Source organism: Pseudomonas sp. LB3P25, assembly GCF_054897985.1.
In genome coordinates this window covers 2,567,136-2,592,209 of sequence record NZ_CM142711.1, presented here as the reverse complement: position 1 = coordinate 2,592,209, position 25,074 = coordinate 2,567,136, and the positions used below count along the sequence as shown (strand labels likewise).

The 25,074-nt window shown below is 58.8% G+C and carries 24 protein-coding genes; 9 read left to right on the top strand and 15 right to left on the bottom strand.

From position 1 onward, the window contains the following. Positions 1-98: 98 nt before the first annotated feature. From ACYZTW_RS11645 to ACYZTW_RS11635, 3 genes are all read left to right on the top strand, one after another. Positions 99-671 (top strand): chorismate mutase, encoded by a 573-nt coding sequence (locus ACYZTW_RS11645; protein WP_462004960.1) that lies wholly within the window; start codon positions 99-101, stop codon positions 669-671. Between the two features lie 131 nt (positions 672-802). After that, positions 803-1,321: a phage infection protein gene (locus ACYZTW_RS11640; protein ID WP_462004959.1), complete on the top strand. Its 519-nt coding sequence runs from the start codon at positions 803-805 to the stop codon at positions 1,319-1,321. 146 nt (positions 1,322-1,467) lie between these two features. Then, entirely contained in the window at positions 1,468-1,896 is a 429-nt protein-coding gene (locus ACYZTW_RS11635) for a nuclear transport factor 2 family protein (RefSeq protein ID WP_056743778.1), read from the top strand. A 107-nt stretch (positions 1,897-2,003) separates the two neighbouring features. On the opposite strand, the gene uxuA is transcribed toward ACYZTW_RS11635, so the two are convergent. From uxuA to manD, 5 genes are all read right to left on the bottom strand, one after another. Continuing rightward, entirely contained in the window at positions 2,004-3,179 is a 1,176-nt protein-coding gene (uxuA, locus tag ACYZTW_RS11630; protein WP_462004958.1) for a mannonate dehydratase, read from the bottom strand. Position 3,180: 1 nt separating this feature from the next. Continuing rightward, on the bottom strand, positions 3,181-4,650 hold the full coding sequence (locus tag ACYZTW_RS11625) for a mannitol dehydrogenase family protein (protein WP_462004957.1): 1,470 nt from the start codon (positions 4,648-4,650) through the stop codon (positions 3,181-3,183). Between the two features lie 16 nt (positions 4,651-4,666). Continuing rightward, a complete protein-coding gene (locus ACYZTW_RS11620) occupies positions 4,667-5,959 on the bottom strand; it encodes an MFS transporter (protein ID WP_462004956.1) in 1,293 nt (430 codons plus the stop codon). A gap of 89 nt (positions 5,960-6,048) precedes the next feature. After that, the gene (locus ACYZTW_RS11615; protein ID WP_462004955.1) at positions 6,049-7,080 is read right to left on the bottom strand and encodes a Zn-dependent oxidoreductase; all 1,032 of its coding nucleotides are present in this window, start codon (positions 7,078-7,080) and stop codon (positions 6,049-6,051) included. Between the two features lie 80 nt (positions 7,081-7,160). Continuing rightward, positions 7,161-8,372: a D-mannonate dehydratase ManD gene (manD, locus tag ACYZTW_RS11610; protein ID WP_462004954.1), complete on the bottom strand. Its 1,212-nt coding sequence runs from the start codon at positions 8,370-8,372 to the stop codon at positions 7,161-7,163. 219 nt (positions 8,373-8,591) lie between these two features. Between manD and kdgR the strand changes: the two genes are divergently transcribed. Both kdgR and ACYZTW_RS11600 read left to right on the top strand, forming a co-directional pair. Further along, positions 8,592-9,374: a DNA-binding transcriptional regulator KdgR gene (gene kdgR, locus ACYZTW_RS11605; RefSeq protein WP_462004953.1), complete on the top strand. Its 783-nt coding sequence runs from the start codon at positions 8,592-8,594 to the stop codon at positions 9,372-9,374. Positions 9,375-9,592: 218 nt separating this feature from the next. Next, complete coding sequence (locus tag ACYZTW_RS11600) at positions 9,593-11,308, top strand: amidase (RefSeq protein WP_462004952.1); 1,716 nt, start codon at positions 9,593-9,595, stop codon at positions 11,306-11,308. A gap of 153 nt (positions 11,309-11,461) precedes the next feature. Here ACYZTW_RS11600 and ACYZTW_RS11595 read toward each other — a convergent pair whose 3' ends face one another. Further along, positions 11,462-11,851 carry a c-type cytochrome gene (locus ACYZTW_RS11595; protein ID WP_462004951.1) on the bottom strand — a complete coding sequence of 130 codons (390 nt, stop codon included), beginning with the start codon at positions 11,849-11,851 and terminating at the stop codon, positions 11,462-11,464. Between the two features lie 38 nt (positions 11,852-11,889). Next, on the bottom strand, positions 11,890-12,855 hold the full coding sequence (locus tag ACYZTW_RS11590) for a GlxA family transcriptional regulator (RefSeq protein ID WP_462004950.1): 966 nt from the start codon (positions 12,853-12,855) through the stop codon (positions 11,890-11,892). A 105-nt stretch (positions 12,856-12,960) separates the two neighbouring features. Between ACYZTW_RS11590 and ACYZTW_RS11585 the strand changes: the two genes are divergently transcribed. Further along, the gene (locus tag ACYZTW_RS11585; protein WP_462004949.1) at positions 12,961-13,530 is read left to right on the top strand and encodes an acyl-CoA thioesterase; all 570 of its coding nucleotides are present in this window, start codon (positions 12,961-12,963) and stop codon (positions 13,528-13,530) included. Positions 13,531-13,625: 95 nt separating this feature from the next. After that, positions 13,626-13,928, top strand: a complete 303-nt coding sequence (locus ACYZTW_RS11580) for a DUF7693 family protein (RefSeq protein WP_462004948.1) — start codon at positions 13,626-13,628, stop codon at positions 13,926-13,928. Here ACYZTW_RS11580 and solA read toward each other — a convergent pair. From solA to ACYZTW_RS11565, 3 genes are all read right to left on the bottom strand, one after another. Next, positions 13,918-15,096 (bottom strand): N-methyl-L-tryptophan oxidase, encoded by a 1,179-nt coding sequence (gene solA / locus ACYZTW_RS11575; RefSeq protein ID WP_462004947.1) that lies wholly within the window; start codon positions 15,094-15,096, stop codon positions 13,918-13,920. The genes ACYZTW_RS11580 and solA overlap by 11 nt on opposite strands. A 105-nt stretch (positions 15,097-15,201) precedes the next feature. Further along, positions 15,202-16,476, bottom strand: a complete 1,275-nt coding sequence (locus tag ACYZTW_RS11570) for a glucarate dehydratase family protein (RefSeq protein ID WP_462004946.1) — start codon at positions 16,474-16,476, stop codon at positions 15,202-15,204. Then, complete coding sequence (locus ACYZTW_RS11565; RefSeq protein WP_462004945.1) at positions 16,473-17,870, bottom strand: MFS transporter; 1,398 nt, start codon at positions 17,868-17,870, stop codon at positions 16,473-16,475. The genes ACYZTW_RS11570 and ACYZTW_RS11565 overlap by 4 nt, the downstream gene beginning before the upstream one ends. Before the next feature lie 107 nt (positions 17,871-17,977). On the opposite strand from ACYZTW_RS11565, the gene ACYZTW_RS11560 reads away from it, so the two are divergent. Continuing rightward, positions 17,978-18,880, top strand: coding sequence for a LysR family transcriptional regulator (locus ACYZTW_RS11560; protein ID WP_309676737.1), 903 nt, complete (start codon positions 17,978-17,980; stop codon positions 18,878-18,880). A 165-nt stretch (positions 18,881-19,045) separates the two neighbouring features. Here ACYZTW_RS11560 and ACYZTW_RS11555 read toward each other — a convergent pair whose 3' ends face one another. Then, on the bottom strand, positions 19,046-19,702 hold the full coding sequence (locus ACYZTW_RS11555; protein WP_462004944.1) for a DUF2931 family protein: 657 nt from the start codon (positions 19,700-19,702) through the stop codon (positions 19,046-19,048). Further along, positions 19,702-21,243, bottom strand: coding sequence for a T6SS phospholipase effector Tle1-like catalytic domain-containing protein (locus tag ACYZTW_RS11550; protein ID WP_462004943.1), 1,542 nt, complete (start codon positions 21,241-21,243; stop codon positions 19,702-19,704). The genes ACYZTW_RS11555 and ACYZTW_RS11550 overlap by 1 nt, the downstream gene beginning before the upstream one ends. Before the next feature lie 514 nt (positions 21,244-21,757). Here ACYZTW_RS11550 and ACYZTW_RS11545 point away from each other — a divergent pair. Then, positions 21,758-22,120 carry a DUF6124 family protein gene (locus ACYZTW_RS11545; RefSeq protein WP_462004942.1) on the top strand — a complete coding sequence of 121 codons (363 nt, stop codon included), beginning with the start codon at positions 21,758-21,760 and terminating at the stop codon, positions 22,118-22,120. A 326-nt stretch (positions 22,121-22,446) separates the two neighbouring features. On the opposite strand, the gene ACYZTW_RS11540 is transcribed toward ACYZTW_RS11545, so the two are convergent. The 3 genes from ACYZTW_RS11540 to ACYZTW_RS11530 form a co-directional block, all read right to left on the bottom strand. Continuing rightward, positions 22,447-22,782 carry a hypothetical protein gene (locus ACYZTW_RS11540; RefSeq protein ID WP_074878077.1) on the bottom strand — a complete coding sequence of 112 codons (336 nt, stop codon included), beginning with the start codon at positions 22,780-22,782 and terminating at the stop codon, positions 22,447-22,449. Positions 22,783-22,955: 173 nt separating this feature from the next. After that, positions 22,956-23,414, bottom strand: coding sequence for a GNAT family N-acetyltransferase (locus tag ACYZTW_RS11535; protein ID WP_462004941.1), 459 nt, complete (start codon positions 23,412-23,414; stop codon positions 22,956-22,958). A 160-nt stretch (positions 23,415-23,574) separates the two neighbouring features. Further along, entirely contained in the window at positions 23,575-24,987 is a 1,413-nt protein-coding gene (locus ACYZTW_RS11530) for a purine-cytosine permease family protein (RefSeq protein WP_462004940.1), read from the bottom strand. Between the last annotated feature and the right edge of the window lie 87 nt (positions 24,988-25,074).

The following is a 25,074-nucleotide window of genomic DNA, read 5'->3' as shown; positions in this document are numbered from 1 at the left end:
TTTCGTGCACAAAATAAATCGATCCCCACTTAATGCCTCTGCCACACCTGTGATACATAACACCTGATTGCGAGTCCCGTACCCAATGAGGTTTGCCCATGCTCCACTCCCCACGCTTACCGCACCTGCTGACCTGCGCCGTCCTCGGTTTACTCGCCAGCAGCGCACAGGCCAATGCGCCCTCCCCGGCGCCCGATAGCTTGCAACCGCTGCTGGTGACGTTGAACGAGCGCCTGAGCATTGCTGATCTCGTGGCGCTGACCAAGTGGGACAGTGGCAAACCGATCCAGGACAGTGCCCGGGAAGCGCAAGTCATCGCCAACGCCAGGAAGCTGGCTGTTGACCGCAAACTGGACCCGGACGAGTTTGCCGAATTGATCGCCGCACAGATTGAAGCCAACAAACTGGTGCAATACGGCCTGATTGCTCAATGGCAAGCGGCCGGCAAGGCGCCTGACACGCCACGGCCGGACCTCGCCAATCAAATCCGGCCACAGCTCGATGAGCTGCAAAGCCGTCTGTTGCAGCAATACGCCGCCTTCGCGCCCTACCGCAAAGACCCGCAATGCCAGAACTGGCTGGGCACGGCGCGAGCCAGTCTGATCAAGGATGGCCTGCATGGTCAGGCTCTTATACGCGCCACCGGGGAACTGTGTGTCGCTGATCAGTGACAGGGAAAATCCCGTTTCCAGCAGCCATTGACTCCGTCAATAGTCACCATTAATTCAATGAAGTTCTCTTAAAAAATCCGCGGCGTAACATCAGCTCCAGACCCAACAACTACACCCCGGAGCACACCCTCATGAAACGCCAAACTATCCTCAGCATCGCTTTCTCGGTTTTTGCAGTTAACGCTTTCGCCGCTACCTCGGCTCACCCGGTTGTCGCTGAAGGCGGCTCGGATCGTCTGATTGAAAGTCGCGTGGCCGAAGGTGGTTCCGATCGTCTGATCGAGAATCGCGTTGCCGAAGGTGGCTCCGATCGTCTGATCGAAAACCGCGTTGCCGAAGGTGGTTCGGACCGTCTGATCGAGAACCGCGTGGCCGAAGGTGGCTCGGATCGCCTGATCGAGAATCGCGTTGCCGAAGGTGGCTCCGATCGTCTGATCGAGAACCGCGTTGCCGAAGGTGGCTCCGATCGCCTGATCGAGAACCGCGTTGCTGAAGGTGGCTCGGATCGCCTGATCGAAAACCGCGTTGCTGAAGGTGGCTCGGATCGCCTGATCGAAAACCGCGTTGCTGAAGGTGGCTCGGATCGCCTGATCGAAAACCGCGTTGCTGAAGGTGGCTCGGACCGTCTGATCGAAAACCGTGCTGCATAAATGAGTAGCTTTAAAGCGTTATCTAAAAAGAAGCCCGGCCTGATCAGCCGGGCTTTTTTTGTGAGCTACTTTTAGTGCATCCGCTTGGTCGCAAGTCGATCCTGGCGGCACTATCGAATGTCTCACGGCAAACCATCGGAGTTGAAATGTCTGAACTGAAACTGCATCCCAAAGCCGCAGAATCCCTGAACCAGTGGCACGACATGATCAGCAAGGGTGACTTGAGCGCCTTGCCCGGTTTGTTGGACCCACAGGCGATATTCCGCTCCCCGATGGCTCACACGCCTTACCCGGGTGCAGCCGTGGTATCGATGATTCTCAACACGGTCATCGAGGTATTTGAGGACTTTGTCTACCACCGGGAACTGTCGACCGCAGACGGGTTGAGCGTCGTCCTGGAGTTCAGCGCCAACGTCGGCGGGAAAGCGTTAAAGGGCATCGATATGATCCGGTTCAATGAACAAGGAAAAATCGTTGAGTTTGAGGTGATGGTCCGTCCCTTGAGCGGCCTGCAAGCCTTGGGCGAGCAAATGGGACAACGCCTTGGCGCTTACCTGGCGGCCAGTAAAGCCTGATGACGTAGAATCGCCTTGAGCGAGGTGGGCGACAGGGAACCCGCGCACCTCGCTTTTATCCGCAACTATCGGCCAGAAACAGTCGGTGACCATGACCGAAAATCTCATTAGCTGCGCAGTTGTCGCACGGCTAACTCGACGCCCCTTATTTCAGCGAGCCCCTTGAGGCGACCTATCAAGGAGTAGCCCGGATTGCTTTTGCGTTGCTGATCATCAAGCAATTGATGCCCGTGATCCGGACGCAATGGCAAACGTGGGCCTCCTTCGCGTTCACGTCTGCACTCCTCTTCGACCAAGGCACTGATCACGCCAACCATATCGACATCCCCGTCCAGATGATGGGCTTCATGAAAGCTGCGAGGGTCGGCTTCCCGACGTGTTGAACGCAGGTGGGTGAAGTAGATGAACGGCGCAAAACGCTTGGCCATCGCCACTAGGTCGTTATCCGCGCGTACGCCGTAGGAACCGGTACAAAACGTCAGGCCATTGGCTGGACTGGGCGCGGCATCCAGCAACCATTGTGCGTCATCGGCCGTGGAGAGAATTCGCGGCAGGCCAAGCAACGCGCGAGGCGGGTCGTCCGGGTGAATCGCCATGCGCACACCGACGGCTTCGGCGACCGGAATCACCTCACGCAAAAAGTACCCCAGATGCTCACGCAGTCGGGCCTCATCGATGTCGGCGTAGGTGCGCAGCAAGGCACGAAAGTCATCCAGACTGTAGTGTTCTTCGGCGCCCGGCAAGCCAGCAATCAAGGTGTTGACCAACGCATCGCGCTGGGACGGCGTCAGTTGCTCGAAATAGGCCTTCGCCTGCTGGATATCGTCGGCGCTGTATTCGTCTTGCGCACCTGGGCGTTGCAGAATGAACAGGTCGAACGCAGCGAACGCGGTTTGATCGAAACGCAGCGCCCAGCCGCCATCTTCAAGTTCCCAGGCGAGATCCGTGCGGGTCCAGTCCAGAATTGGCATGAAGTTGTAGCAGACGATATCGATGCCGCAGGTCGCCAGATTGCGCAGGCTTTGCTGGTAGTTGGCGATGTACTCATCGCGCCGACCACAACCACGCTTGATGTCTTCATGGACCGGAATGCTTTCAACCACAGACCAGCTCAGACCGGCGGCTTCGATCGACTGCTTGCGCGTCGCGATAGCCTCCACCGGCCAGACCTGGCCATTGGGAATGTCGTGCAGGGCAGTGACAATGCCCGTCGCACCGGTTTGTCGGATGTCCGCCAGAGAAATCGGATCCTTCGGGCCGAACCAACGCCAGGTATGTTCCATGTCATTTTCCTTCTTGGGTATCGTGTTCTGGAAAGGTTTTCAGAATGCCTCGAATACCCTCGCGACCGAGGGCGGCGTAGGCATGCTGCACGGCGTCACGGAATTGGCCGCGGTCAGATAAAGCCGTGGGAAAGACTTCGCCCAGGTCGAGAAAGGCATCCACCAATTGCGCACCTTGCAGTCGTGCAGCGAGATCGGCGAACGTCGCGCTCAAAGGATCGTCGATCACTGGCGTCGTCCCTCCCGGCGGTTGTCCGCAATAGTGAATCCAGGCCGCGACACCCAGCGCCGTGCAGGCAATGCTGTGACCCTCGTCAAGCAACCGTTGTATGCCGAGCAGCCAACGCTGAGGCAACTTCTGCGAGCCATCCATGGCGATCTGGCGCAGGCGATGTTGCAGGCTGTCATTGGCAAAGCGAGCGCAGAGTTCGCGGGCATACATTGAAAGGTCGATACCTTCGGGCATGTCCAGCGTAGGTGCGGCTTCCTCGGCCATGTAGCGATGGATGAAACGTGCGAGATCGGCGTCGCCGATCGCCTCGAACACCGATTCATGGCCGGCCAGCAAACCGATGTAGGCCAGCAACGAATGGCTACCATTGAGCATGCGCAGCTTCATGGTCTCGAAAGGCCGGACGTCGCGAACCATCTGCACGCCCTCTTCTTCCCAATCCGGACGCCCGAGCGGGAAGTGATCCTCGATGACCCATTGGCTGAAGCTTTCACACACCACCGCTGCGCGGTCCTGACAGTCGAGCTGTTCGTCCAGTCGACTGAACGCAGCAGCATCCATCGCCGGAACAATCCGATCGACCATACAGCCGGGAAACGCCGCCTGCTCGTCAACCCATTTCGCCAGATGCGGATCCTGTGCAGCAGCCAATGCAATGACTGCCTGTCGTGTTCGCTGGCCGTTGTCCGGCATGTTGTCACAGCACAGCACCGTGAACGCCGCAATGCCTTCGGCGTGTCGACGGCGCAGAGCTTCCAGGACAATCCCAGGGGCTGTCCGCGGTGCTTGAGGGTGAGCGAGATCATGGGCAATGGCTGGGTCTTCAACACGCAACTGCCCTGTGGTCGGGCTGAGGTAATAGCCTTTCTCGGTGACGGTCAGGGTCACGATCCGCGTTTGAGGAGCAGCCATGCGCTGCAATAGAAGTGCAAGTTCATCGCCGCCATCACCCACGTACAAAACCTCACGCAACACGGCGATTTCGCGCAGAACCACCTGCTCGCGGTCACGATATTCCGCCACATGGTAGCGACCGCCCTGCTTGCGCAATTGATCGACCAGTGTGCGGTTGGAACGAAGATTGGCGCTGCACAGCCCCCAGTCGCCGCCCCCATGGCGGGCCAGGTTACGTTGCAAGTAGACCGCCTGATGGGCGCGATGAAACGCCCCCAGGCCAAGATGCACAATACCGATCTCAGGTGCTGGACCTGCCGAAGGAATACGCTGAATAACAGACATTGGCGCTCTCCTTCTTCTAGGGATGATTCAGAGCCGGACGCGGCTGAACGCTATCCATCGGCGACGTGGGTACATCGGCCACCGCCAGTGGCTTGACGAAGCGCGCTACACACACCGCACCGATGATGGTCAGCAGGCCCGCCAACAGAAAGGCGCTGGTGAACGAGCCGGTGAACTGGACGATAAACCCGGTCAAGGTCGGCCCGATAATGCCCGACGTATTGGCGAGAAAATGCATGAAGCCGCTAACCCCACCGACGCGTGCGGCCGGTACGGTGTCCTGAATGATTGCCCAGTAAATAGCGCCAGTGAGGTAGAGGAAGAACACTGCCAGGGCCACCAGGATGACCGCCGGATACAGCGTTTTCACCACGCCTGCGAAACCGATGCAGCCTGCGCAGGCGAGCAGGCAGGTCACCAGCACCACCTTGCGAGAGAACATCATCCGTCCGGTTTTTTTGAAGACAAAGTCGGAGATGAAACCACCCAGGGCCAGGCCAAGGAAACCCAGCAGCCAGGGAATGACCGTCGCAATGCTCATGTCTTTGACGTTCAGGCCGTGAGCCATGGTCAGGTAGCTGGGGAACCAGGTCAGGAAGAAGAACAGCGTGTAGTTGTAGGAAAAAAACGCCAGCGAGGTGAACAGCACCGTGGGTTGCTTGAGGTAGTAGCGCAGTGGTTGAACAGCTTGCGCAGCCATCTCGCTCTCGCCCTCTGCCTGCAGAATGTCCTCGGCAGCCTTGCCTTGCGGCTTATCTTTGACGAATTTGAACCACACCGCCGCCCAGATCAGACCAATCACCATGATGATGACGAAGGAGACTTTCCAGCCGTAACTGACAGCGATAAAGCCGACCACCGGCCCGGAAATCGCGCCGCCCAATGGCGTCCCGGACATCGAAGCGCCTAGCGCCCGTGCCCTTCGTTTGGGTGCGTACCAGTTGTTGACCATCTTACTGGTGGTGACACTCAGCGGGCCCTCACCCATGCCGAACAGTATTCGGATGAACACCAGTGAGGCGAAGCCGATCGTCAATACCGTCAGACCACTGAACAGCGACCAGAGCACCATCGCCAGCAGCAGCGTGGTTTTTGCTCCATAGCGATCGGCAGCCCAGCCACCGATGAAATTGAACACCGCATAGCCGACGAAAAAGCTGCTGAAGATCATCCCCATTTCGCCCGTACTCAGACCGTAGTCCTTCTGGATGAAGGGGGCCGCGACGGACAATGCCGAACGATCCAGGTAATTGATGACGCCTGCCAGGAACAACATGATGATGACTACGCTACGACCTTGTCCAAACATTGGAACCTCCCGCTTTTTGTGTTTATTCGGTGAGGGTGCCCATCCAGGGGCACGATAGAACCGGCGCCCGTGAAGGCGCCGAGCTGTTCTCAGTCGAGTGCGCTCGTCAGTTCCACCAATACCTTTCGGGTCTGCTCGGGATGGTTTTCGATCATCTCGATGGCCGCGGGCATCTCGTCAAACGTAACGCGATGGCTGATCAGGTCCTGGACCTGCAATTTGCCGCTGGCGATCAGTTCGATCACCCGTGGGAACTTGCGGTTATTGAGGCGCGAGCCGACCAGCGTCAACTCCTTCTTGATCACTTCCAGCTGCACCAGATCACTCGGTATGGCATTGAAACCGAGCAGCCCGATGCGTCCTGCTGGCGAGGCCAGACGTACCATTTGTGGCATCAACGCAGGAATACAGGCGGCATCGACGATCAGCGGCACACCTTCACCCTGGGTGAGTTCGCGCATCTTCGCCTCGACATCGAGTTCCTTGCCGTTGAGGGTAAGGCTCGCACCCAAAGCCCGCGCAGTGTCGAGTCGGGCATCGATGACATCGGTGACGGTGATGTCGGTCAATCCCAGTGCCCGTGCCATTTGCACAAGGGTCAGACCGATGACGCCGGCGCCGTAGATCAACAGGCTGTCGCCAGGATACGGTTGCATCCGATCGAGAACATTCAGCGCAATGGAATAAGGTTCCACCAGTGCCGCGTGACTCAGCGACATCGAGTCAGGCAAGCGGTGGGCATTGGTGGCCGGTACACAGACCTGCTCACTGAAGCCGCCGTCTCGATGCACACCGATCACCTGCAGCTGCGTGCAGACATTGGGACGATTGATCCGGCAGGGATAGCAGGTGCCGCAACTGATCACCGGATCGATACACACCCGGTCGCCGACCTGCAGATGCTCGACCCCCTCGCCTATTTGCCGGACAACACCGGAAAACTCATGACCGGTCACGCGGGGGAAACGCACGAATGCGTTCTGCCCATGGATGATGTGCATGTCTGAGCCGCAGATGCCGGCGTAGGCCACGTCGACCTTGACCTCACCGGGGGCAACCAGCGGCATGTCGACCTGCGCCAGGCCGAATTCAAAGGGTGCTCTTACCTGGAAAGCTTTCATCAGATAACTCCTGTCAGGACGCAACGCCCCGTTTCTTGTACTTGTAGTTATTGAATCGTGGAAAAACTTCAGAGCAGCACTTACCAATGCCAGAGCGTGCCATCCTCAAGACGGTTGACTGGCAGGCTGGCGCGTTTGTAGGGGTATTTCGCGGCAAGGCTTTCATCGATGTCGACGCCATGCCCTGGCGCATTGCCGGGCGTGAAATGGCCATCCTCGAAGCGATAGGCATGGGGAAAGACTTCGTCGGTGCGCTCGTCGTGAGGCATGTGTTCCTGGATACCGAAATTCGGCACCCACATATCGAAATGCAGCGCAGCGCCCATCGTTACTGGCGACAGGTCGGTGGCGCCATGGAAGCCTGTGCGCACCTGGTACAGCGCCGCAAAGTCGGCTATACGCCGCACGTGAGTGATACCGCCGGCGTGCACCAGCGTCGCACGGATGTAGTCGATCAACTGTTCCTGGATCAGCTCACGGCAGTCATGAATGGAGTTGAACACCTCCCCGACTGCCAATGGTGTGGTGGTGTGCTGACGGATCAGGCGAAAGGCTTCCTGGTTCTCGGCCGGCGTACAGTCTTCGAGCCAGAACAGGTTGAACGGCTCCACCGCTTTACCCAGGCGCCCCGCTTCGATCGGCGTCAGGCGATGGTGGACGTCGTGCAGGATATGCAGGTCGTCACCAAATCGATCGCGTACGGCAGCAAACAGTTTGGGGACGTAGTTGAGGTACTTGGCGGTGTCCCAGACATGCTCGGCGGGCAGGTCGCTGTCGGCCGGCTCATAACGCTCGCCGCTGCGCTTGGCGACGCCGTAGGTGGTGGCAATGCCGGGAATACCGCATTGCACGCGCACGGCCTTGTAACCCAGTTCGACATGGCGGGCGACTTCGTCCAGGCAACCTTCGATGTCCTTGCCGGTGGCATGTCCGTAGACCATGACCCGTTCGCGGCTTTTGCCTCCCAGCAGTTGGTACAACGGCATGTTCGCGGCCTTGGCCTTGATATCCCAGAGCGCGACATCCACTGCGGCGATGGCGGTCATGGTCACCGGGCCACGGCGCCAGTACGCCCCGCGATACAGGTATTGCCAGATGTCTTCGATACAGCGTGCATCGCGACCGATCAGCGCCGGAAGAACGTGTTCCTCGAGATAGGCGACCACGGCCATTTCACGGCCATTCAAGGTCGCATCGCCGATGCCGTAGATCCCTTCATCGGTGACGATCTTCAAGGTAATCAGGTTTCGGCCTGGGCAGGTGACGATAACGCGGGCTTCACGGATTTTCATAACGACGCGCCTTTGGTTTTTATTCGAATGAGTCGCAAGGCTTGGACACAGACACGATCTTGTTGTGTTCCGCACCACCTTCCGCCACTTTTAAAACGGCGTTTCATTTTCTGTTGAGGGTCGAGTCTAATCAGATTTCCCGCACCGTCAAGAAAAATGAAACAGCGTTTTGATCCGCTTGCGTATATCCTTGGGCTTTACGTTCCCGTTGGAGCCTTCATGGACAACAGCGTCATCCAAAACAATGATCTGGTCTCCGCTGTAGGCCGGACCATGGCCGTACTCGAGGCCTTGGCCGAGCATCCGGAAGAAAGCGGCGTATCAGAAATCGCCCACAAACTGGACATGTCGAAAAGCACGGTTTATCGCTTTTTGCAGTCACTCAAGGCGCGGGGTTATGTGGTACAGGATGCCGAGGATCGTTATCGCCTCAGCGTTCGACTGTTCGAACTGGGCGCTCAGGCCCTTCCTCATCTGGACATAGTCCGAGAAGCGGAGCCGGGTATGCGACGGATCAATGAACTGACTGGCGAGACTGTTCACCTGGGCATCCTCGATGAAGGCAGCATCGTTTACGTCCACAAGATCGATTCAAAATATAATCTGCGCATGTACTCGCGCATCGGGCGGCGTGCGCCGTTGTACTGCACAGGCATCGGCAAGGTGCTGATGGCCTGGCTCGAGGAAAGTGAGCTGCTCGCGCACCTCGAGGAAGAAAGCTTCGAGCGCCGTACTGCCAATACCCTGACCAGCGTCGAGTTGTACTTGCGAGAACTGGAAGTGGTTCGAGAGCAGGGCTATGCCGAAGACCATGAAGAGTTCGAAGACAACATGCGCTGCCTGGCAGCACCGATCAGGGACCGTTTTGGTCACGTGATCGGTGGCATGAGTGTTTCATTCCCGTGCTTTCGCTTCAGGGAAGAACTGAAACAGGACTACGTGAATCAACTGATGGAGGCTACTCAACAGATCTCAAGCCAATTGGGTTGGCACTCGCGGTGAGTCTTCACAGGTCCGCGCAGAAGAAGCTCAGCGCTCATCGCGATCACGATAATCAACCGGCACGAAAGTGAAACCACCGTCGCTTTCAGCCCGAATATGACCTAAGCCAACGCATAAAGCAGCGCAACGAGAACACCAATGAATACCCATTTTGAGATTAGTGATGTCCTTGAGCCCAACATTCATCGCGTCGCCCATCAGCCGCCGGTGGTAACAGCATGATCGAGGTCACCGAAGTTTCCATTGCCGAACTGCGTGCTGCGCTCGAGTCTGGCCGAACCACTGCGGTTGAGCTGGTCCAGGCCTATCTCGCCAGGATCGATGCCTACGACGGTCCCGACACGCCCACCGCCCTCAACGCGGTGGTGGTTCGAAACCCCGAGGCACTGAACGAAGCACAGGCGTCCGATGCCCGTCGGGCCAAGGGCGAGACACTGGGTCCGCTCGATGGCATTCCCTATACGGCCAAGGACAGTTACCTGGTCAAGGGGCTCACCGCTGCCTCCGGCAGTCCCGCCTTCGCGAACCTGATTGCTTATCGCGATGCGTTCACGATCGAACGGCTTCGCGCCGCGGGCGCGATCTGTCTGGGCAAGACCAACATGCCGCCCATGGCAAACGGCGGCATGCAGCGCGGGGTCTACGGCCGTGCGCAGAGCCCGTACAACGCTGACTATCTCACCGCCCCCTTCGCCTCGGGCTCATCGAACGGTGCCGGTACGGCAACCGCCGCCAGTTTCGCGGCATTCGGCCTCGCGGAAGAAACCTGGTCGAGCGGACGCGGCCCTGCATCGAACAATGGTCTGTGTGCCTACACACCTTCGCGCGGGGTGATCTCGGTGCGCGGCAACTGGCCGTTGACGCCGACGATGGACGTTGTCGTGCCGTTTGCCAGAACCATGGCCGACCTGCTCGAAGTGCTCGACGTGGTGGTGGCCGATGATCCCGACACCCGTGGCGATCTGTGGCGGATGCAACCCTGGGTGCCGATTCCGAGTGTCGCGTCGGTGCGTCCCGCGTCCTATGCCGAGTTGGCCGTGAAGCCCGATGCGCTGGCAGGAAAGCGCTTCGGCGTGCCCCGTATGTACATCAACGCGGATCCCGAAGCGGGCACAAGCGACGCGCCTGGCATCGGTGGTCCGACGGGGCAGCGAATCTATACCCGCCCTTCCGTGATCGGGCTCTGGGAAGAGGCTCGCAAGGCACTCGAAGTCGCTGGCGCCGAAGTCATCGACGTCGATTTCCCGCTGGTCTCTAATTGCGAGGGTGATCGCCCGGGTGCGCCAACGGTGTTTACGCGGGGCCTGGTGTCCAAAGAGTTCCTGCATCATGAGTTGTGGGACCTGTCGGCCTGGGCGTTCGATGATTTTCTGCGGACCAATGGCGATCCCAAGTTGAACCGCCTGGCCGATGTCCACGGACCGCTGATGTTCCCTCACGACCCGGGCACTCTGCCCAACCGGGAGGACGACCTTGCCGCGGGCATGGACGAATACGTGAAGATGGCCGAGCGCGGCATCACACCGTGGGACCAGATCACCACAGTGCCTGACGGACTGCGCGGACTTGAGCAGACACGTCGAATCGATCTGGAGGACTGGATGGATGGGCTGGGGCTCGATGCGGTGCTATTCCCGACGGTCGCCGATGTGGGTCCGGCGAATGCCGATGTCGATCCGAAGTCTGCGGATATCGCGTGGAGTAACGGCATCTGGGTCGCCAACGGCAACCTCGCCATCCGGCACCTGGGCGTTCCCACGGTCACTGTGCCGATGGGCGTCATGCTAGACATCGGCATGCCCGTGGGGCTGACATTTGCCGGTCGTGCTTATGACGATTCGACGCTGCTGCGCCTGGCTTCGGCGTTCGAATCGATCGGGTCAAAACGATTGATCCCGCCTCGAACCCCACCCTTGCCGATTGGCAAACACTAGAAAGGGCGGGATTGGGGCATTGCACGCTCCAATCCCGTCCTCTGGTTGAACATCGCCCCGGAGCTCAGCGCCAACGTCGGCGGAAGAGTGTCAACGGGAGTTTTTCGGCGAGGCGCAAACGGCCATGAAATGCGTTTCGAACGTCACAAAGCCCTATTGCGGCTGAAACGTCTGAAGGTACGCCAACAGGTTTTCGATCTTTTCCGGGTCGCTGAGCCCCCAGAAAATCATGCGGGTGCCAGGGACCACTTTTTTTGGAGCTTCGAGGTACGCGGTCAGCGTTTCGCGGGTCCAGACGATACCGGCTGATTTCATAGCATCGGAATATTGGTAATCCGTGGTGCTGCCCGAAGGGCGTCCAAAAATGCCATTGAGCTGCGGCCCAAAAGAACCGCGCGCCGACTCCCCGACCTGATGGCAGCCGCCGCATATCCGCTTGAACAGTGTCGCACCCGCTTCAACATCGCCGGCCGCTTGTGCGTGCGCGCTGGACAATCCTGCATTGAGCACCAGGGCTAAGGTGAGTACGGCGGCTTTCTGCATGTTCTGCTCCCAATCATCTGTGGCTTGGCGCCAGTGAATCAACTCGCACCCGGTTGAAACTTCTTCCTGTACGCCGCCGGCAGCAAACCCACTCGCTGGCGGAACAGTCTACGGAACGAATTGCCGTCTTCGTAGCCCACGGCGTAAGTGATGCTGTCGAGTGTCATGCGGGTGGATTCAAGCAGCTGTTTTGCCTTCTCCAGACGCAGGGTTTGCAGGTAGGTAATGGGCGTGTATCCCGTGGCTTCCTTGAAACGCCTTTTGAAGTTCCTGACACCGAACCCGAATTGCTGGGCGACATCATCAATCAGCAGCGGCTGATCGAAGCGTTCCTCCAGCCAGTGTTGAACCCGCAGGATGTCGCCATCCCCATGGTTCTTCGGCAATGACCACATGACATATACCGATTGCTCGCTGCGCACAGCGTCGACCAGCAAGTATTTGCTGCACTTTTGCGCCAGTTCCAGTGAAGCGAACCGGCGCACGAGGTGCAGCAAAAGATCCATGGCGGCACTCGCACCCCCGCAAGTGATCACACGATTGTCCTCACAGAGGATCTGCGTCTCCTCCAGACGGACCTCGGCATACCGACGACGAAAGAAGTCTGCAAAGGCCCAGTGCGTGGTAGCACGAACGCCATCCAGCAGGCCCGTTTCGGCCAGCATGAACGCCGCCGTGCACATTGAAGCCACCACGGCACCCTGTGCATGCTGTTGACGCAGCCATGGCCCATAGGCCGAAAATGCCGGCAAGGCGTCCTTCAGGGTGAAGAGGAATCCGGGGATCAGCACCAGATCAGTTCTCGGGATCTCGACGGTGGGCAGGTCCACGCGCAGCGTCTGCCCTCCCCACGCGGCGATATCGGCGCCATCAAGCGAGGCGATGACCACGTCAAAAGGCGCGCCGGCCGTGTCGGCGAACAGGTTGGCGGCGCTGAGCACTTCCAGGGCCATCGTGGCGCTGGCGGCGGAACATTGATCAGCCAGTAAAAGGGTGACGTGCATACAGGGTCCAATTGCGCTTTTCGCATGAAAAAAGTCATTTGCGCACCTACCTTACCCGATCCTTCCTCCCTAAAGTGCACGCGTCCCTCAATCATCGGCGTACTTATGAATCTCTGGTTCCGACTTTTCCTCTTGCTGGTTCGTCGTCCATGGCGCAAGCCGGTTGACGCCTTGGCCACCACCATCGTCCACATGCGCGTCTGGCCGCTCGATCTCGACCTCAACCGGCACGTTACCAATGGCCGGTATTTCACCCTGGCCGATATAGGACGCATGGACTACGTGCTGCGCAGCGGTGCATTCCGGGTGGCGCTGCGCAATAAGGCCGTGCCTATCGTTGGGGACACCTGGGGCAAGTTCCGTCGTGAGCTGAAGTTGTTCGAAGCGTTCGAGATTCACACCAGGATGCTTGGCTGGGACGACAAGTGGAGCTTTATGGAGCACCGCTTCGTGAGCAAGGGACGCGTGGTCGGTGTCGTGGTGATGCGGGGTCTGTTCCGTTCTGCCAAAGGCACGGTTGCACCTGGCGAGTACGCCCGCGAGTTGGGATTGGCTGAACAGTCGCCGCCGATGCCGACGTGGCTGACAGACTGGTCGCAAAGCTGCAACGACATGAGCCGTGAGCTCCGAGAGGAAGAAGGTCAGCCTGCCCGGCGTCCGCAGTCCGTCGAATAACTTCGACGCTCCCGCTATCCGCTGACAGCCTCAAGCGCACACTCTATCCTGTGCCCCCCGAATCCACGCTTGCCACGATTTCACCGGAGACATCAGTGCCGCCCCTGACCGCCCGCGAGGTTTACCAACAATTGCGCGACGCCGCGCTGGAAGTTCGGCTTCTAAAGCGCCTCGACGAACAACCCGAGGCCGGCCAGGTGCAAGTCGATATCGAAGGCTGGCGCCTGAGCCTCGGTTTCGACGGCACTCGCCTGCACCACTGCCAACGTTGCCGAAGCCCGGACGGTCGCGAGGGTGCCCTCGACAGTTGGCAACGTTACGGCACCGACCCGGTCAGTTTGCTCAGCACCTGGGAGCTGGCGCAGATCGAGCGCCTGAGCACTGCACTCACTCAATAACGCCCTCAAAGCGCTTCAACGAAAACGCCGACAAATCCAGATCACTGCTGCCCCGCACGCACCACTGCGCCAGCGCCTCGCCCAGCGCAGCGGAATGCTTGAAGCCATGCCCCGAACAGGCAGACACCACCAGGGTATTTTTCAGTGACGGGTGCTCGTCGATGATGAAATTACCGTCCGGGGTGACGGTGTAAGCGCACACCGCCGACTTGGCAACCCGCGAGCTGACGCCCGCCATTTTGCCGCGCACATGGGTGTCGAACATCTCGCGTGCTTCGGCGTCGCTGACGGTTCTGTCCAGCGTATCTGGCGAAGACTCTTCGCTGTACTGCTCGGTGGCGACCTTCAGACTGCCCTCGCCGGGCAACGGTGGAAAGCCATAGTTCGAGTCTTCATCGCCGGGCCCGTGATAGTAAATAAAGGTCGGCGATACCGGCGCAAACCGGGCGTGCTCTTCCACTTCGAACCAGAACAACTTCTGACGACACACCCGCAGCAACTGGTCGAAAGGCTTGCCGAGCAAGCCCTGGGACCACATGCCGGCGCTGATCACCACCTTGTCGGCGAGGATCGTTCGCCGATCGGTAGTGATGGTGACGCCCTGCTCGTCCGAAGTGATGTGCATGACGGTCTCCCCCTTCAACAGCGTCGCGCCCAGGTCCTCGGCGAGCTTGAGTTGTACCGCAATGCAGCGCTCGGGCCGGACATAGCCGCCGCTCGGTTCGAAATAGCCGACGGCGTTGTCCAGCACGGGTGAAAACTGTGGGAATCGCTGGCGAATCTGTTGAGCCGACAACACCTCGTGCTCGATGCCATAGCTTTTCGCGAGATGGAGGGTGCGGTGGGTAAAGTCGCTTTCATCGTCAGCGTCATAGCTGGGGCTGGAGGTCATGACCAACACGCCGCACTGCTCGAACAGTGACTCACCGGACAGCGCTTCGAGCTCGCGCCAGATTCGGTGGGCGTTACGGACAATGGGCAGATACTCGGCGCCTTCCCCGACCGAGAGCCGGGTGATGCGCGTATCGCCATGGCTTGAACCTTGATCGTGGGGAGGATGATGGCGGTCGACGCCAATCACCTTGACGCCAGATTTTGCCAGTTGATACAGGGTGGCGGCGCCCATTGCGCCCATGCCGAGAACCGCTACTTCACACCGATGATCCATCTATGCCCCCGTCGAAACCGACTCATTGAAAAGCCCTTAGCATAGGCCGTTCGTCAAGGATTTTCAGGCAAGCCCCGGAGGCACAGATGATTGACCCGCCCCGCATCAAAACCGCGGTTTGACCGCCTTCCACTCCGGCTTGTAACGCTGCATCTGTTTCACGTCATCGCGCTGGCGAATGCCGCACGTCAGGTACTGGTCATGCAGCTTGCCCAGTTGATCACGATCCAGTTCCAACCCCAAACCCGGTGCGCGGGTGATCTTCACGCAACCATTGACGATGGGGATTTTGCCGCCCTTGATCACTTCTTCATCCGGCTCCTGCCACGGGTAATGCGTGTCGCAGGCGTAATCCAGATTAGGCACCGCAGCGGCGACATGTGCCATCGCCATCAGGCTGATGCCCAAGTGCGAGTTGGAGTGCATCGACACGCCAAGGCCAAAGGTATCGCACATTTTCGCCAGTGCCTGGGTGTCGCGCAGGCCGCCCCAGTAGTGGTGGTCGGCGAGGACGATCTGCACGCTGTTCAAAGCAACACTGCGGCGGAACTCATCGAAATCGGTGACCACCATGTTGGTCGCCAGCGGCAGGCCGGTGCGCTTGTGCAGTTCGGACATGCCGTCGAGGCCCGGCGTCGGGTCTTCGTAATATTGCAGGTCATCGCCCAAGAGTTCGGCCATGCGGATCGAGGTTTCCAGCGACCAGTTGCCGTTCGGGTCGATGCGCAACGGGTAACCGGGGAAAGCCTTTTTCAGCGCCTTGATGCATGACACTTCATGCTCCGGTGGGAGTGTGCCGGCCTTGAGCTTGATGCTCTTGAAACCGTTGGCCTCGATCATGCGCCGCGCCTGGGCGACAATCTGTTCTTCGTTCAGCGCTTCGCCCCAACTGTCGGGGGCGTAGGGTGAGTCGACATGCTGGGCGTACTTGAAAAACAGGTAGGCGCTGAACGGAATCTCGTCGCGAATCGCCCCGCCCAGCAAGTCCACCAATGGCACGTTCAACGAGTGCGCCTGCAAATCAAGGAACGCCACTTCGAACGCCGAATACGCGTTGCTCACCGCTTTGCTGGCGTGGGAGCCCGGCGCCAGTTCCGCACCGGGAATGCTCGTCGGTTTGTTTGCCGCCACCGTGGCCTGCACGATCCGGCGCAGTTGATTGAGGTTGAACGGGTCAAGGCCGATCAATTGGTCTTGCAGTTGCTGCTGGATCAACAGCGCCGGGGCGTCACCGTAGCTTTCACCCAGACCAATGTAGCCGTTGTCGCTTTCAATCTCGATGATCGAGCGCAGCGCAAAAGGTTCGTGGATACCACTGGCGTTGAGCAGTGGCGGATCACGGAAAGCGATGGGGGTGACGGTGACTCGTTTGATTTTCAAGAAGCGGCTCCCTTTGAACCTGAACTCAAGGCTTGATGACTGATGGTTTTTTTGGCTGCCGTGTCGACGGCAGGTTTGTCGGTCAGCGCGCGGAGCGCATCGCCACGCGGTGCCGTGCGGGCGAAAAAGATCACCACGGCCGCGACCAGTGACGTGGCCGCCAAACCGTAGAGGCCGCCTTCGATGGAGCCGGTTTTTTGCTCCAGGAAACCGAACGCCGTCGGGGCGACGAAACCGCCGAGGTTGCCGATGGAATTGATCAAGGCGATCACCGCGGCGGCGATGCGAGCGTCCAGATAGCCTTGCGGAATCGGCCAGAACAATGCCGAGGCGGCCTTGAAACCAATGGCGGCGAAACAGATGGCGACGAAGGCGAAGACCGGCCCGCCAGTGGTGGACATGAACATGCCGAACGAGGCGATCACCAGGGTCAAGGCCACCCAGGCTTGCTGATGTTTCCATTTGCTGGCCATGGCGGCGAAGCCATACATCGCGATGATCGAAATGATCCACGGAATCGAGTTGAACAGGCCGACCTGGAAGTCGCCGAGGTTGCCCATTTTCTTGATCATGCTCGGCAGCCAGAACGTGGCGCCGTAGATGGTCAGGGCGATGGAAAAGTAGATGAAACAGAACAGTGCGATCTGCTTGTCGGCCAGCAGCTTGAACATCGACGGCTTGACGGTCTGTGTGGCTTCGCGGGCCTGTTGTTCCAGCGCGATGGCGTCTACCAGTGCGTCCTTTTCTTCGGCGCTCAGCCATTTCGCCTCGCGCGGATGGGATTGCAGCCAGAACCACACAAACCCACAGAGCACGATCGAGGCAAAGCCTTCAATCAAGAACATCCACTGCCAGCCATGCAGGCTGAAACCACTGACGTTCAACAGTGCACCGGAGACGGGACCGGAGATCACCGAGGCGATGGCCGAACCGCTGAGGAAAATCGCCATGGCTTTGCCGCGTTCAGTCGACGGCAGCCATTGGGTGAAGTAGTAAATGATGCCGGGAAAGAAGCCTGCTTCAGCTGCACCGAGAACAAAACGCAGCACATAGAAACTGGTTTCGCCGCGCACAAACGCCATGGCCATTGCCGCCGCGCCCCAGGTGAACATGATGCGCGTCAGCCAGGCGCGAGCGCCGTAGCGTTGCAGCAGCATGTTGGAGGGGACTTCAAAGATCGCGTAACCGATGAAGAACAACCCGGCGCCCAGGCCGTAGGCGGCTGCGCCGATACCGAGGTCGGTTTCCATGTGGCTGCGCACGAAGCCGATGTTGACCCGGTCGATGTAGTTGACGATGAACATCACCACGAACAACGGCAACACATGGCTTTTCACCTTGGCCGCAGCGCGGGCGAGTACATTCGGGTCCGGCGGACTCTGGAGGGTATTCAAAGGGGCGACTCCCGTTCATTGTTTTTTTAGGGACGAGCCGATCATGGACGCGCACATTGATCCCGTCTAATCTAACTTGGCATTCGATTGATACCTGGATTAGATCAATGTTCGAACTGACTCAACTGCGCTGTTTCACCACCGTGGCGACCGAACTGAATTTCCGCCGGGCCGCCGAACGGTTGAACATGACTCAACCGCCCCTCAGCCGACAGATTCAACTGCTGGAACATCACCTGGGCGTCGAGCTGTTCACCCGCACTACCCGCAGCGTCGCCCTGACCGCCGCCGGCCGCGCGTTTTTCATCGAAGCGCAGAACCTGCTGGAGCGCGCCCAGCAAGCCGCCGTCACCGCCCGCCGTTTTGCCGAGGGCGACATCGGCTCAGTCAACATCAGCTTCGTCGGCAGCGCGGTGTATGAATTCCTGCCCAAGGTCATCGCCGAAGCGCGGCTCAAACAGCCGCATGTGAAAATCGACCTGACGGAGATGAACACCTACCAGCAGCATGAAGCCTTGCGTGCGCGGCGTATCGATCTGGGCATCGTTCGCGCGCCGTTGCTGGAGCCGGGATACGCCACCGAATGCCTGGTGCGTGAACCGTTCGTACTGGCCGTCCCCAGCCACCATCGGCTGGCGAGTGCAGAAACCGTGTCGGTCAAAGACCTCGATGCGCAACCGTTCCTAATGTACTCCCACGCCGCCTACCCGCCGTTCAACGAACTGCTGACCGGTATGCTCCGCTCTGCCCGCGTCGCCCCGGAATACGTGCAATGGCTGGGCTCATCGTTGACCATCCTGGCGTTGGTCAACGCCGGAATGGGCCTGGCCCTGGTGCCTCGCTGCGCCACCAGCGTGGTATTCAAGAACGTGGTGTTTCGCGACATCGATTTGGGCGAAGGTGTGCAAAGCGAGCTGCATTTGATCTGGCGGGAGAACAATGACAACCCGGCGTTTGCGATGCTGTTGGAAGGGATTCGAAGGGCTGTGCGGGAAGGATGGGGGGTTTGAGTTGGTCCGGTAGGAAGTGATGCCAAGCGCGAAAAGCTCGGGTTCCGAAGCGAGATAAATGGGGTCGAGGTTTTGCGCTTGGTGCAAGAGAATATCGAAAATTGAGGTGTTGAGTTTAGGCAGCGGAGACGACGGTCGCTGCTGCCTTGTTGGACTATTTCGTGCTCACCAGCTCCCGTACGGAATTCCAAACTTCTCGATGTAACGCTTGGACTTTTCACTCACGGGATAACCATATCGCCCTTCATTCTTGCCCTGGTCTGGTCCCAAGGGTTCAATTTCTGCTTTGGCTTGAGCCACTTCGACGGGACGATGGCAGGAATCTCTCACCCATACCTTCACGACACCGCCGGGTGCCATGCCCAAATAGATAGACGCCATGTACCGGCCCTCTTGTTCTGGGGTGGCCGGGCAGCGCTGCATGGTCGATGAATACATAAGTTGTCTGGCTTGCTCGGGAATGTCGACCCAGACTTTATAGGTCTGTGGCTCCACGATGGATTGCCAGCGCACGAATATACGTTTGGGAAGATCGGCGCCGATCACCGCTTTTCCCGAGCCGCCGACACCTCGCCACCCTCTGGCGGACTCTGTGCCGTCCTCTGGTTGACCGCCTGAAGCTGACCCTCTACCGGTGTGATAAAACAGCTTGCCGTTGATATCTTCTACGGCGCTGTCCTCCACCAATACCTTCATGTAGTGAGGTTCGACGAAATTAAGCTCCCACCATTGGGACCTGGGGTCATTTTTTGCTGAAAGCGGGTCGGCAGATTGGCAGCCGGCAATGAGCAAAATACCCAGTAGCGTGATGAGTCTTTTCATTACCAAAGCGTCCAGTCAGGTACATGAGGATGCTGCACGCGAATCGCGTCCTGCGTGGGAGCGTTTATATAAACAGCCCTGAGACCGCTACCATCGTTTCTACCTAAAGGGTGGTTCCAATTGGCAGAGGTGTGGATGTACTTCAGTTTGAGCAGTCTTTCTTCTTGCGGTGTTGTGCTGTAGTCCCCCGCGACAAATCTGTCACACAGGGCTTGAAGCTCGTGCGGAACTGCGAGTTCAGAGATCTCCTGAATATCGTCAAACCGAACGCCTTTTTCCTTTGCTAATTGATGCATCACACGTAGGTAAACGAATGAAAGTTTGCCACTCACCGGACGCTTGAGCTGCAAAGCGGCATAGACGCGTTTTAGGCCCGGGCTGAGCCGGTCTTGTTGCTGTTGCGGCACTTCGAACGCAGTGGGTGTGACGATCTCCAGGAACTCAGGCGGCCATCCTTTGGCTAGCCACTGGTTTTTAACATTCATGGCGTCGCGATAAATCGAGGTAGTAGCGACGTCGGTGTTCAGGGGCACTTCCAAAGCTTGCATTGGACTGACCAATACACACTCTTGAGCCTCGGCAAGGTATCCGCCGCCGACGTCCGAGTGGACGCCGGGTACTGTAATTTCCGGGAAGGCGGGTTTGATTCGACTCAGGGCAAAGTTGGCTCGGCATTCGTCACGCGCTACCAGTTGGACGACGTCAGTGAAAAAACGACGATCAAGGTAGAGTTTGATGCCTGTTGCGACGGGACTTTTGATATTTCCCACATTAGACCAGCCGGCAATCGATGGCACGGTGTCGAACAGGCCGATAAAGCCCATGTTGATGCCGCTTTGGTATTGGTCGATGAAGTTTGCGCTATAGGCGTTGGGGTTGCTGCGCAGGACATCCCCTAGAGGGCCCTGCCTGGCACGTACAATCTCGTTGGCGAAATGTCTGGCGGCTGCGGCGCCGCGGCTAAATCCAAAGGTGTCGAACGTCAGTGAGGTGATTTCACTGCCGGGGTTGTCGAGCAACACGTCGTTGATGCGCTGCTTGATCAGTGCGAACGAAGACTGGACTCGCCCGGCAACACCGGTCTCGCCGCGTCCGGCGCCTGCACCCAAGACGCTGTCTTTTTCACCCGACTGGGTGCCGATGCCCTCGACATAGACGACGCGGGAGGCGCTTTTTTGCGGCCCGTCGCCTTCTGCTTGTTGAGTTACGGTATACAGATCACTCAGCTTTTTCACATTGCTGGTGTCGTTGCCATAGCTGCTGTCCGGATCACTCATGAACGGTTTGCAACTGGCATCGATGTCTTGTGGCGCAATGGCGTGATGGGCACCGCAGAGCAGGCCCGCCGCGGCGTTGTTGGCGTTGTTACCGGTGCCATCGAAGAACACGCCGATACGTAACGCGATGCCTGTTTTTTGTGGCGCGGATGCGGGTTCTTTGCCGTGTTTTTCGTATTCCGCCCAGCGTTGGGCGTGAATGTCGATGGGCTTGGCTTCTTCGTAGCGGTAGTTTTTAGGCGGGTTGGGTACGTAGCCGCTCATCCTTGATTCCTTGGGCTTGATCCTTGATTAACGCGCGCAGGGTGACACTCGGGGTGAAGGGAAGCAACGGATGGCACTTGGCCTGTTCGGTCCCGATACTCATCGGGACGGATAGTTCTTAGTTCGTCTCAGGGCGTGTGCACGCGCCTATTAAACATCGCCGGAGAGTGCCTGTTTAAACGCCATCAAGGTTACGTCCTGAAAGCTACAAAACCTTGCGCCGTTGCCTACGGCTGCGCCAGAATCCGCCGGCTTGTGCGCCTGGGGGCCCCTCGGTAACTTGATTCCCGTCACTGCCCATCAGTGATCGGGTTTAGTCGCCCGTGGTTGTTAGTAAGGTGCATAACGCGTCATTCAGTCAGGCATTTCAGTCCTGTGCTTAATGGTGGTTGTGCGCAGGGCGCCCTCGGGCGCGCCGGTTTTGCTAACTCCCCCGGTCGACTAACCTGCGCACAGCTGCCTCCCCTCGTTTAGTCGCGAATTGGATGCGGCTCCAATTTAGGAGTTTGCAACTATGTTCAAGGTCACACCCAATCCGCCGGACACCGATCCGGTCTCCCCGTACGAACCCGATTCAAAGAAGCTCAACGAGGCCGCCGAACGCGCCCTCGACTTCCACTTCCCGTCGAATGCCGACATCAAAGCCACTCCGCGAACGCGCAGCACCCTGTTTTCCGTGGACCCGGAGGCCACGGCCGAAACCCTGGCGGTTTTTCTGGTCGAGACACTGGCCTCGGTCGATGTGATGGTCCATCAGTTGGTGGATCATCTGGACGGAGAGTCGCGCTATGCCCTGCTAGGCATTTCAAACAGCATCATGGTGGCGGAGATCACTGCGAACCGGGTGTTGGATAAGATTGATCTGCCCATCAAGTGAAGTGGTCGGGAAGGAACCGGGTGGCGCAAAACGCCAGCGTGACGCAAGGCCACTGACCGCGCAACTTACGCAATTCTTGTAGCAGCTGGCGAAGCCTGCGTTCGGTTCGGGCCGCGTTCGGACGAAGCAGTCGTAAATCCTGAACTCGCGGTCTTCCTGAAGCACCTCGTCGTCTGATTTCACGACTGCTGCGCAGCCGAACGCAGGCTTCGCCAGCTGCTACAGATTTGAGCGTCGCGATTATCCAAACTCCAGCAACGAAAAAACCCGGCTAAACCGGGTTTTTTCACATCAACGCGCGCCCGCCAACCGGCGGGGCACTGCGCTTACTGAACGTTCTTCAGCTTGACCACATCACCGGAGATTTTGGTGGTGTAACCGGTCAGGACCCAGGCCCAGAACCAGTTTTCCTGCACCTGGGTGTTGATCATCGCGTCACCGCCCTTGGCTTTGATCGCCGCGTTCTGAGCGCGAACAAAACGGTTGTTCTGCTGGATCGGGATCACGCCGAACAGCAGCAGGCCTGTGGCGCTCGCTTCGCTGTGGCCCAGGACGGTGTATTGGCTGCTTTCATAATGCTGGGTGTTCATCGGCGTGCCGGTGCAACCCGCCAGAACCAGACCGAACAGGGCAACGGCGACAACTTTACTGAGGTACTTCACTGAAAAACTCCATGAGATGTTGCCCGGGATCCATCTCTCGGGCGGCGCACACTTTAACGGATATGGTGGCCAATTGGTATCAGCTACCGCCGCTATTCAGCGGCGGCTTTCGACCAAGCAGAGTCGCCGCTCAATCAATCGTGCACGCGCTGATGTAACCGGCAGCGGTTGGCTCAGCGTTGCTTCAAATCGAGGCAGTAGGTGTAGTAACCCGTATCGCGCACATAGCCCAGGGATTCGTACAACCGTTGCGCGCCGACATTGTCCGTGGCCGTTTCCAGCACCAGGCCTTTGGCGCCGGTCAACAATGCAAAGGCTCGCGCGGTGTTCATCAGCAACGTGCCGACCCCTTGCCCTCGGGCGGCGGGTGTTGTGAAGAGGTCGCCGAGCAACCAGGTGCGGTGCGCGTCGATGGAGGAGAACGTCGGGAACAACTGGACGAAACCCAGCGCCTCGCCGCCGGGGGCCTGGGCGAAGAAGATCGCGGATTCGTCCCGGGCGATGCGCTCGGCAATGAAGTCGCGAGACTGCGGCAGGTTCGACGGCTGGCCGTAGAAACCTCGATAGGCGTCGAACAGGCTGGCGATTTTATCGAGGTGGGATGCGTCGGCGCGCAGGGCCTGGAGTGCCATGTTGATCGTCTCCTTGCGGATTGATTTGATGAGCGGGAAAAGGGAAATGTAGATCAAAAGATCGCAGCCTGCGGCAGCTCCTACAAGGGACGGCGTACACCAGTAGAAGCTGCCGCAGGCTGCGATCTTTTTGAGCTCACCCAAATTTCCGATTTCCTCCTTAAGGCCTTTCAGTTCCGCTCAGGGCCACCGCCGGCATTGATGTCCTGGCCAGCCCGTAATAAAGAATCCCCGGCACCACCAGACCCACGATCCAGGAAATATCGACACCGCCAAGTTGCGCGACCATCGGCCCGGAGTAGAAGTGAGTATCGACGAAGGGCAACTGGATCAATACACCGATGACATACACGCTGATCCCGCGCGTGTTCCAGCGGCCATAACGACCCGCCGGGTCGGACAACGCCGGGATGTCATAGCGCTCTTTGTTGATGAAGTAGTAATCCACCAGATTGATCGCGCTCCACGGTGTGAAGAAGGTCAGCAAAAACAGGATGAAGTACTTGAAGGTGTTGAGAAACGAGTACTGGCCCAGCAGCGCGAGCGTGGTGGAGGCCGCGACAATCACCAGCACAAACACCATGCGCTGCCTGGCGGATATTTCGAGACGACTGCGGAAACCACTGATGATCGTGGCCACGCACATGAAGCTGCCATAAGCGTTGAGCGTGGACACCGTGACCTTGCCGAACACCACGCTCAGGTACAACAACGACGCCATCACACCGGTGCTGCCCAACCCGACGATAGTCGCCACCTCGTGACCGCGGAAGTTCGCACCGGCCAACGCCGCGGCGAACACCCCCAATACCATGGACGCCTGGGCGCCCAGCACCGTTCCAAGCCCGACGGCAGCGAACGTTTTCCAGGACGAGGTCTTGCTCGGCAGGTAGCGTGAGTAGTCAGCCACATAAGGGCCAAAGGCGATCTGCCAGGACGCGGACAACGACACCGCCAGCAGGAAAGTACTCCAGCCGAAGTGACGGTTTTCCAGCAGCAGACCGATATCGTTGAGGGTCATCAACCGGGTAAACAGATAGACGAAGGCGATGATGCCCAGCACGCTGGCCACCCGGCCGACCAGGTGGATGACCCGGTAACCGAAGATCGTCAGAAACGCGATGCACGAGGCGAAAATCAGGATGCCGGCGCTGTCGCTGACATGGATCAATTGGGCAATCGCCTGCCCCGACAACACCGCGCCGGTGGCGCTGAAACCGAGGTACATCAGGCACACCAGCACAATCGGGATGGCGGCTCCATAGACCCCGAACTGCACACGACTGGAGATCATTTGCGGCAACCCAAGCTTTGGTCCTTGCGCCGCGTGCAGGGCCACCACCGCACCGCCGAGTACCTGGCCGATCAGCAAGCCAATGAGTGACCAGAACACATCGCCGCCCAGCACCACGGCCAGAGCGCCGGTGACGATCGCCGTAATTTGCAGGTTGGCGCCGAGCCACAGGGTGAACTGGCTGTAGAGGCTGCCATGACGCTCGGCCTCGGGAATGTAATCGATCGAACGTGTCTCGATCAGGGGACTTCGCTGCTGACTATCGCTGACCTTGGTCATGACGGTGTTCTCTTATGAGGGGCAGACGGGCAAAGGTGTTTTGTGGCGAGCGAGCTTGCTCGCGCTGGGCTGCGAAGCGGCCCCAAA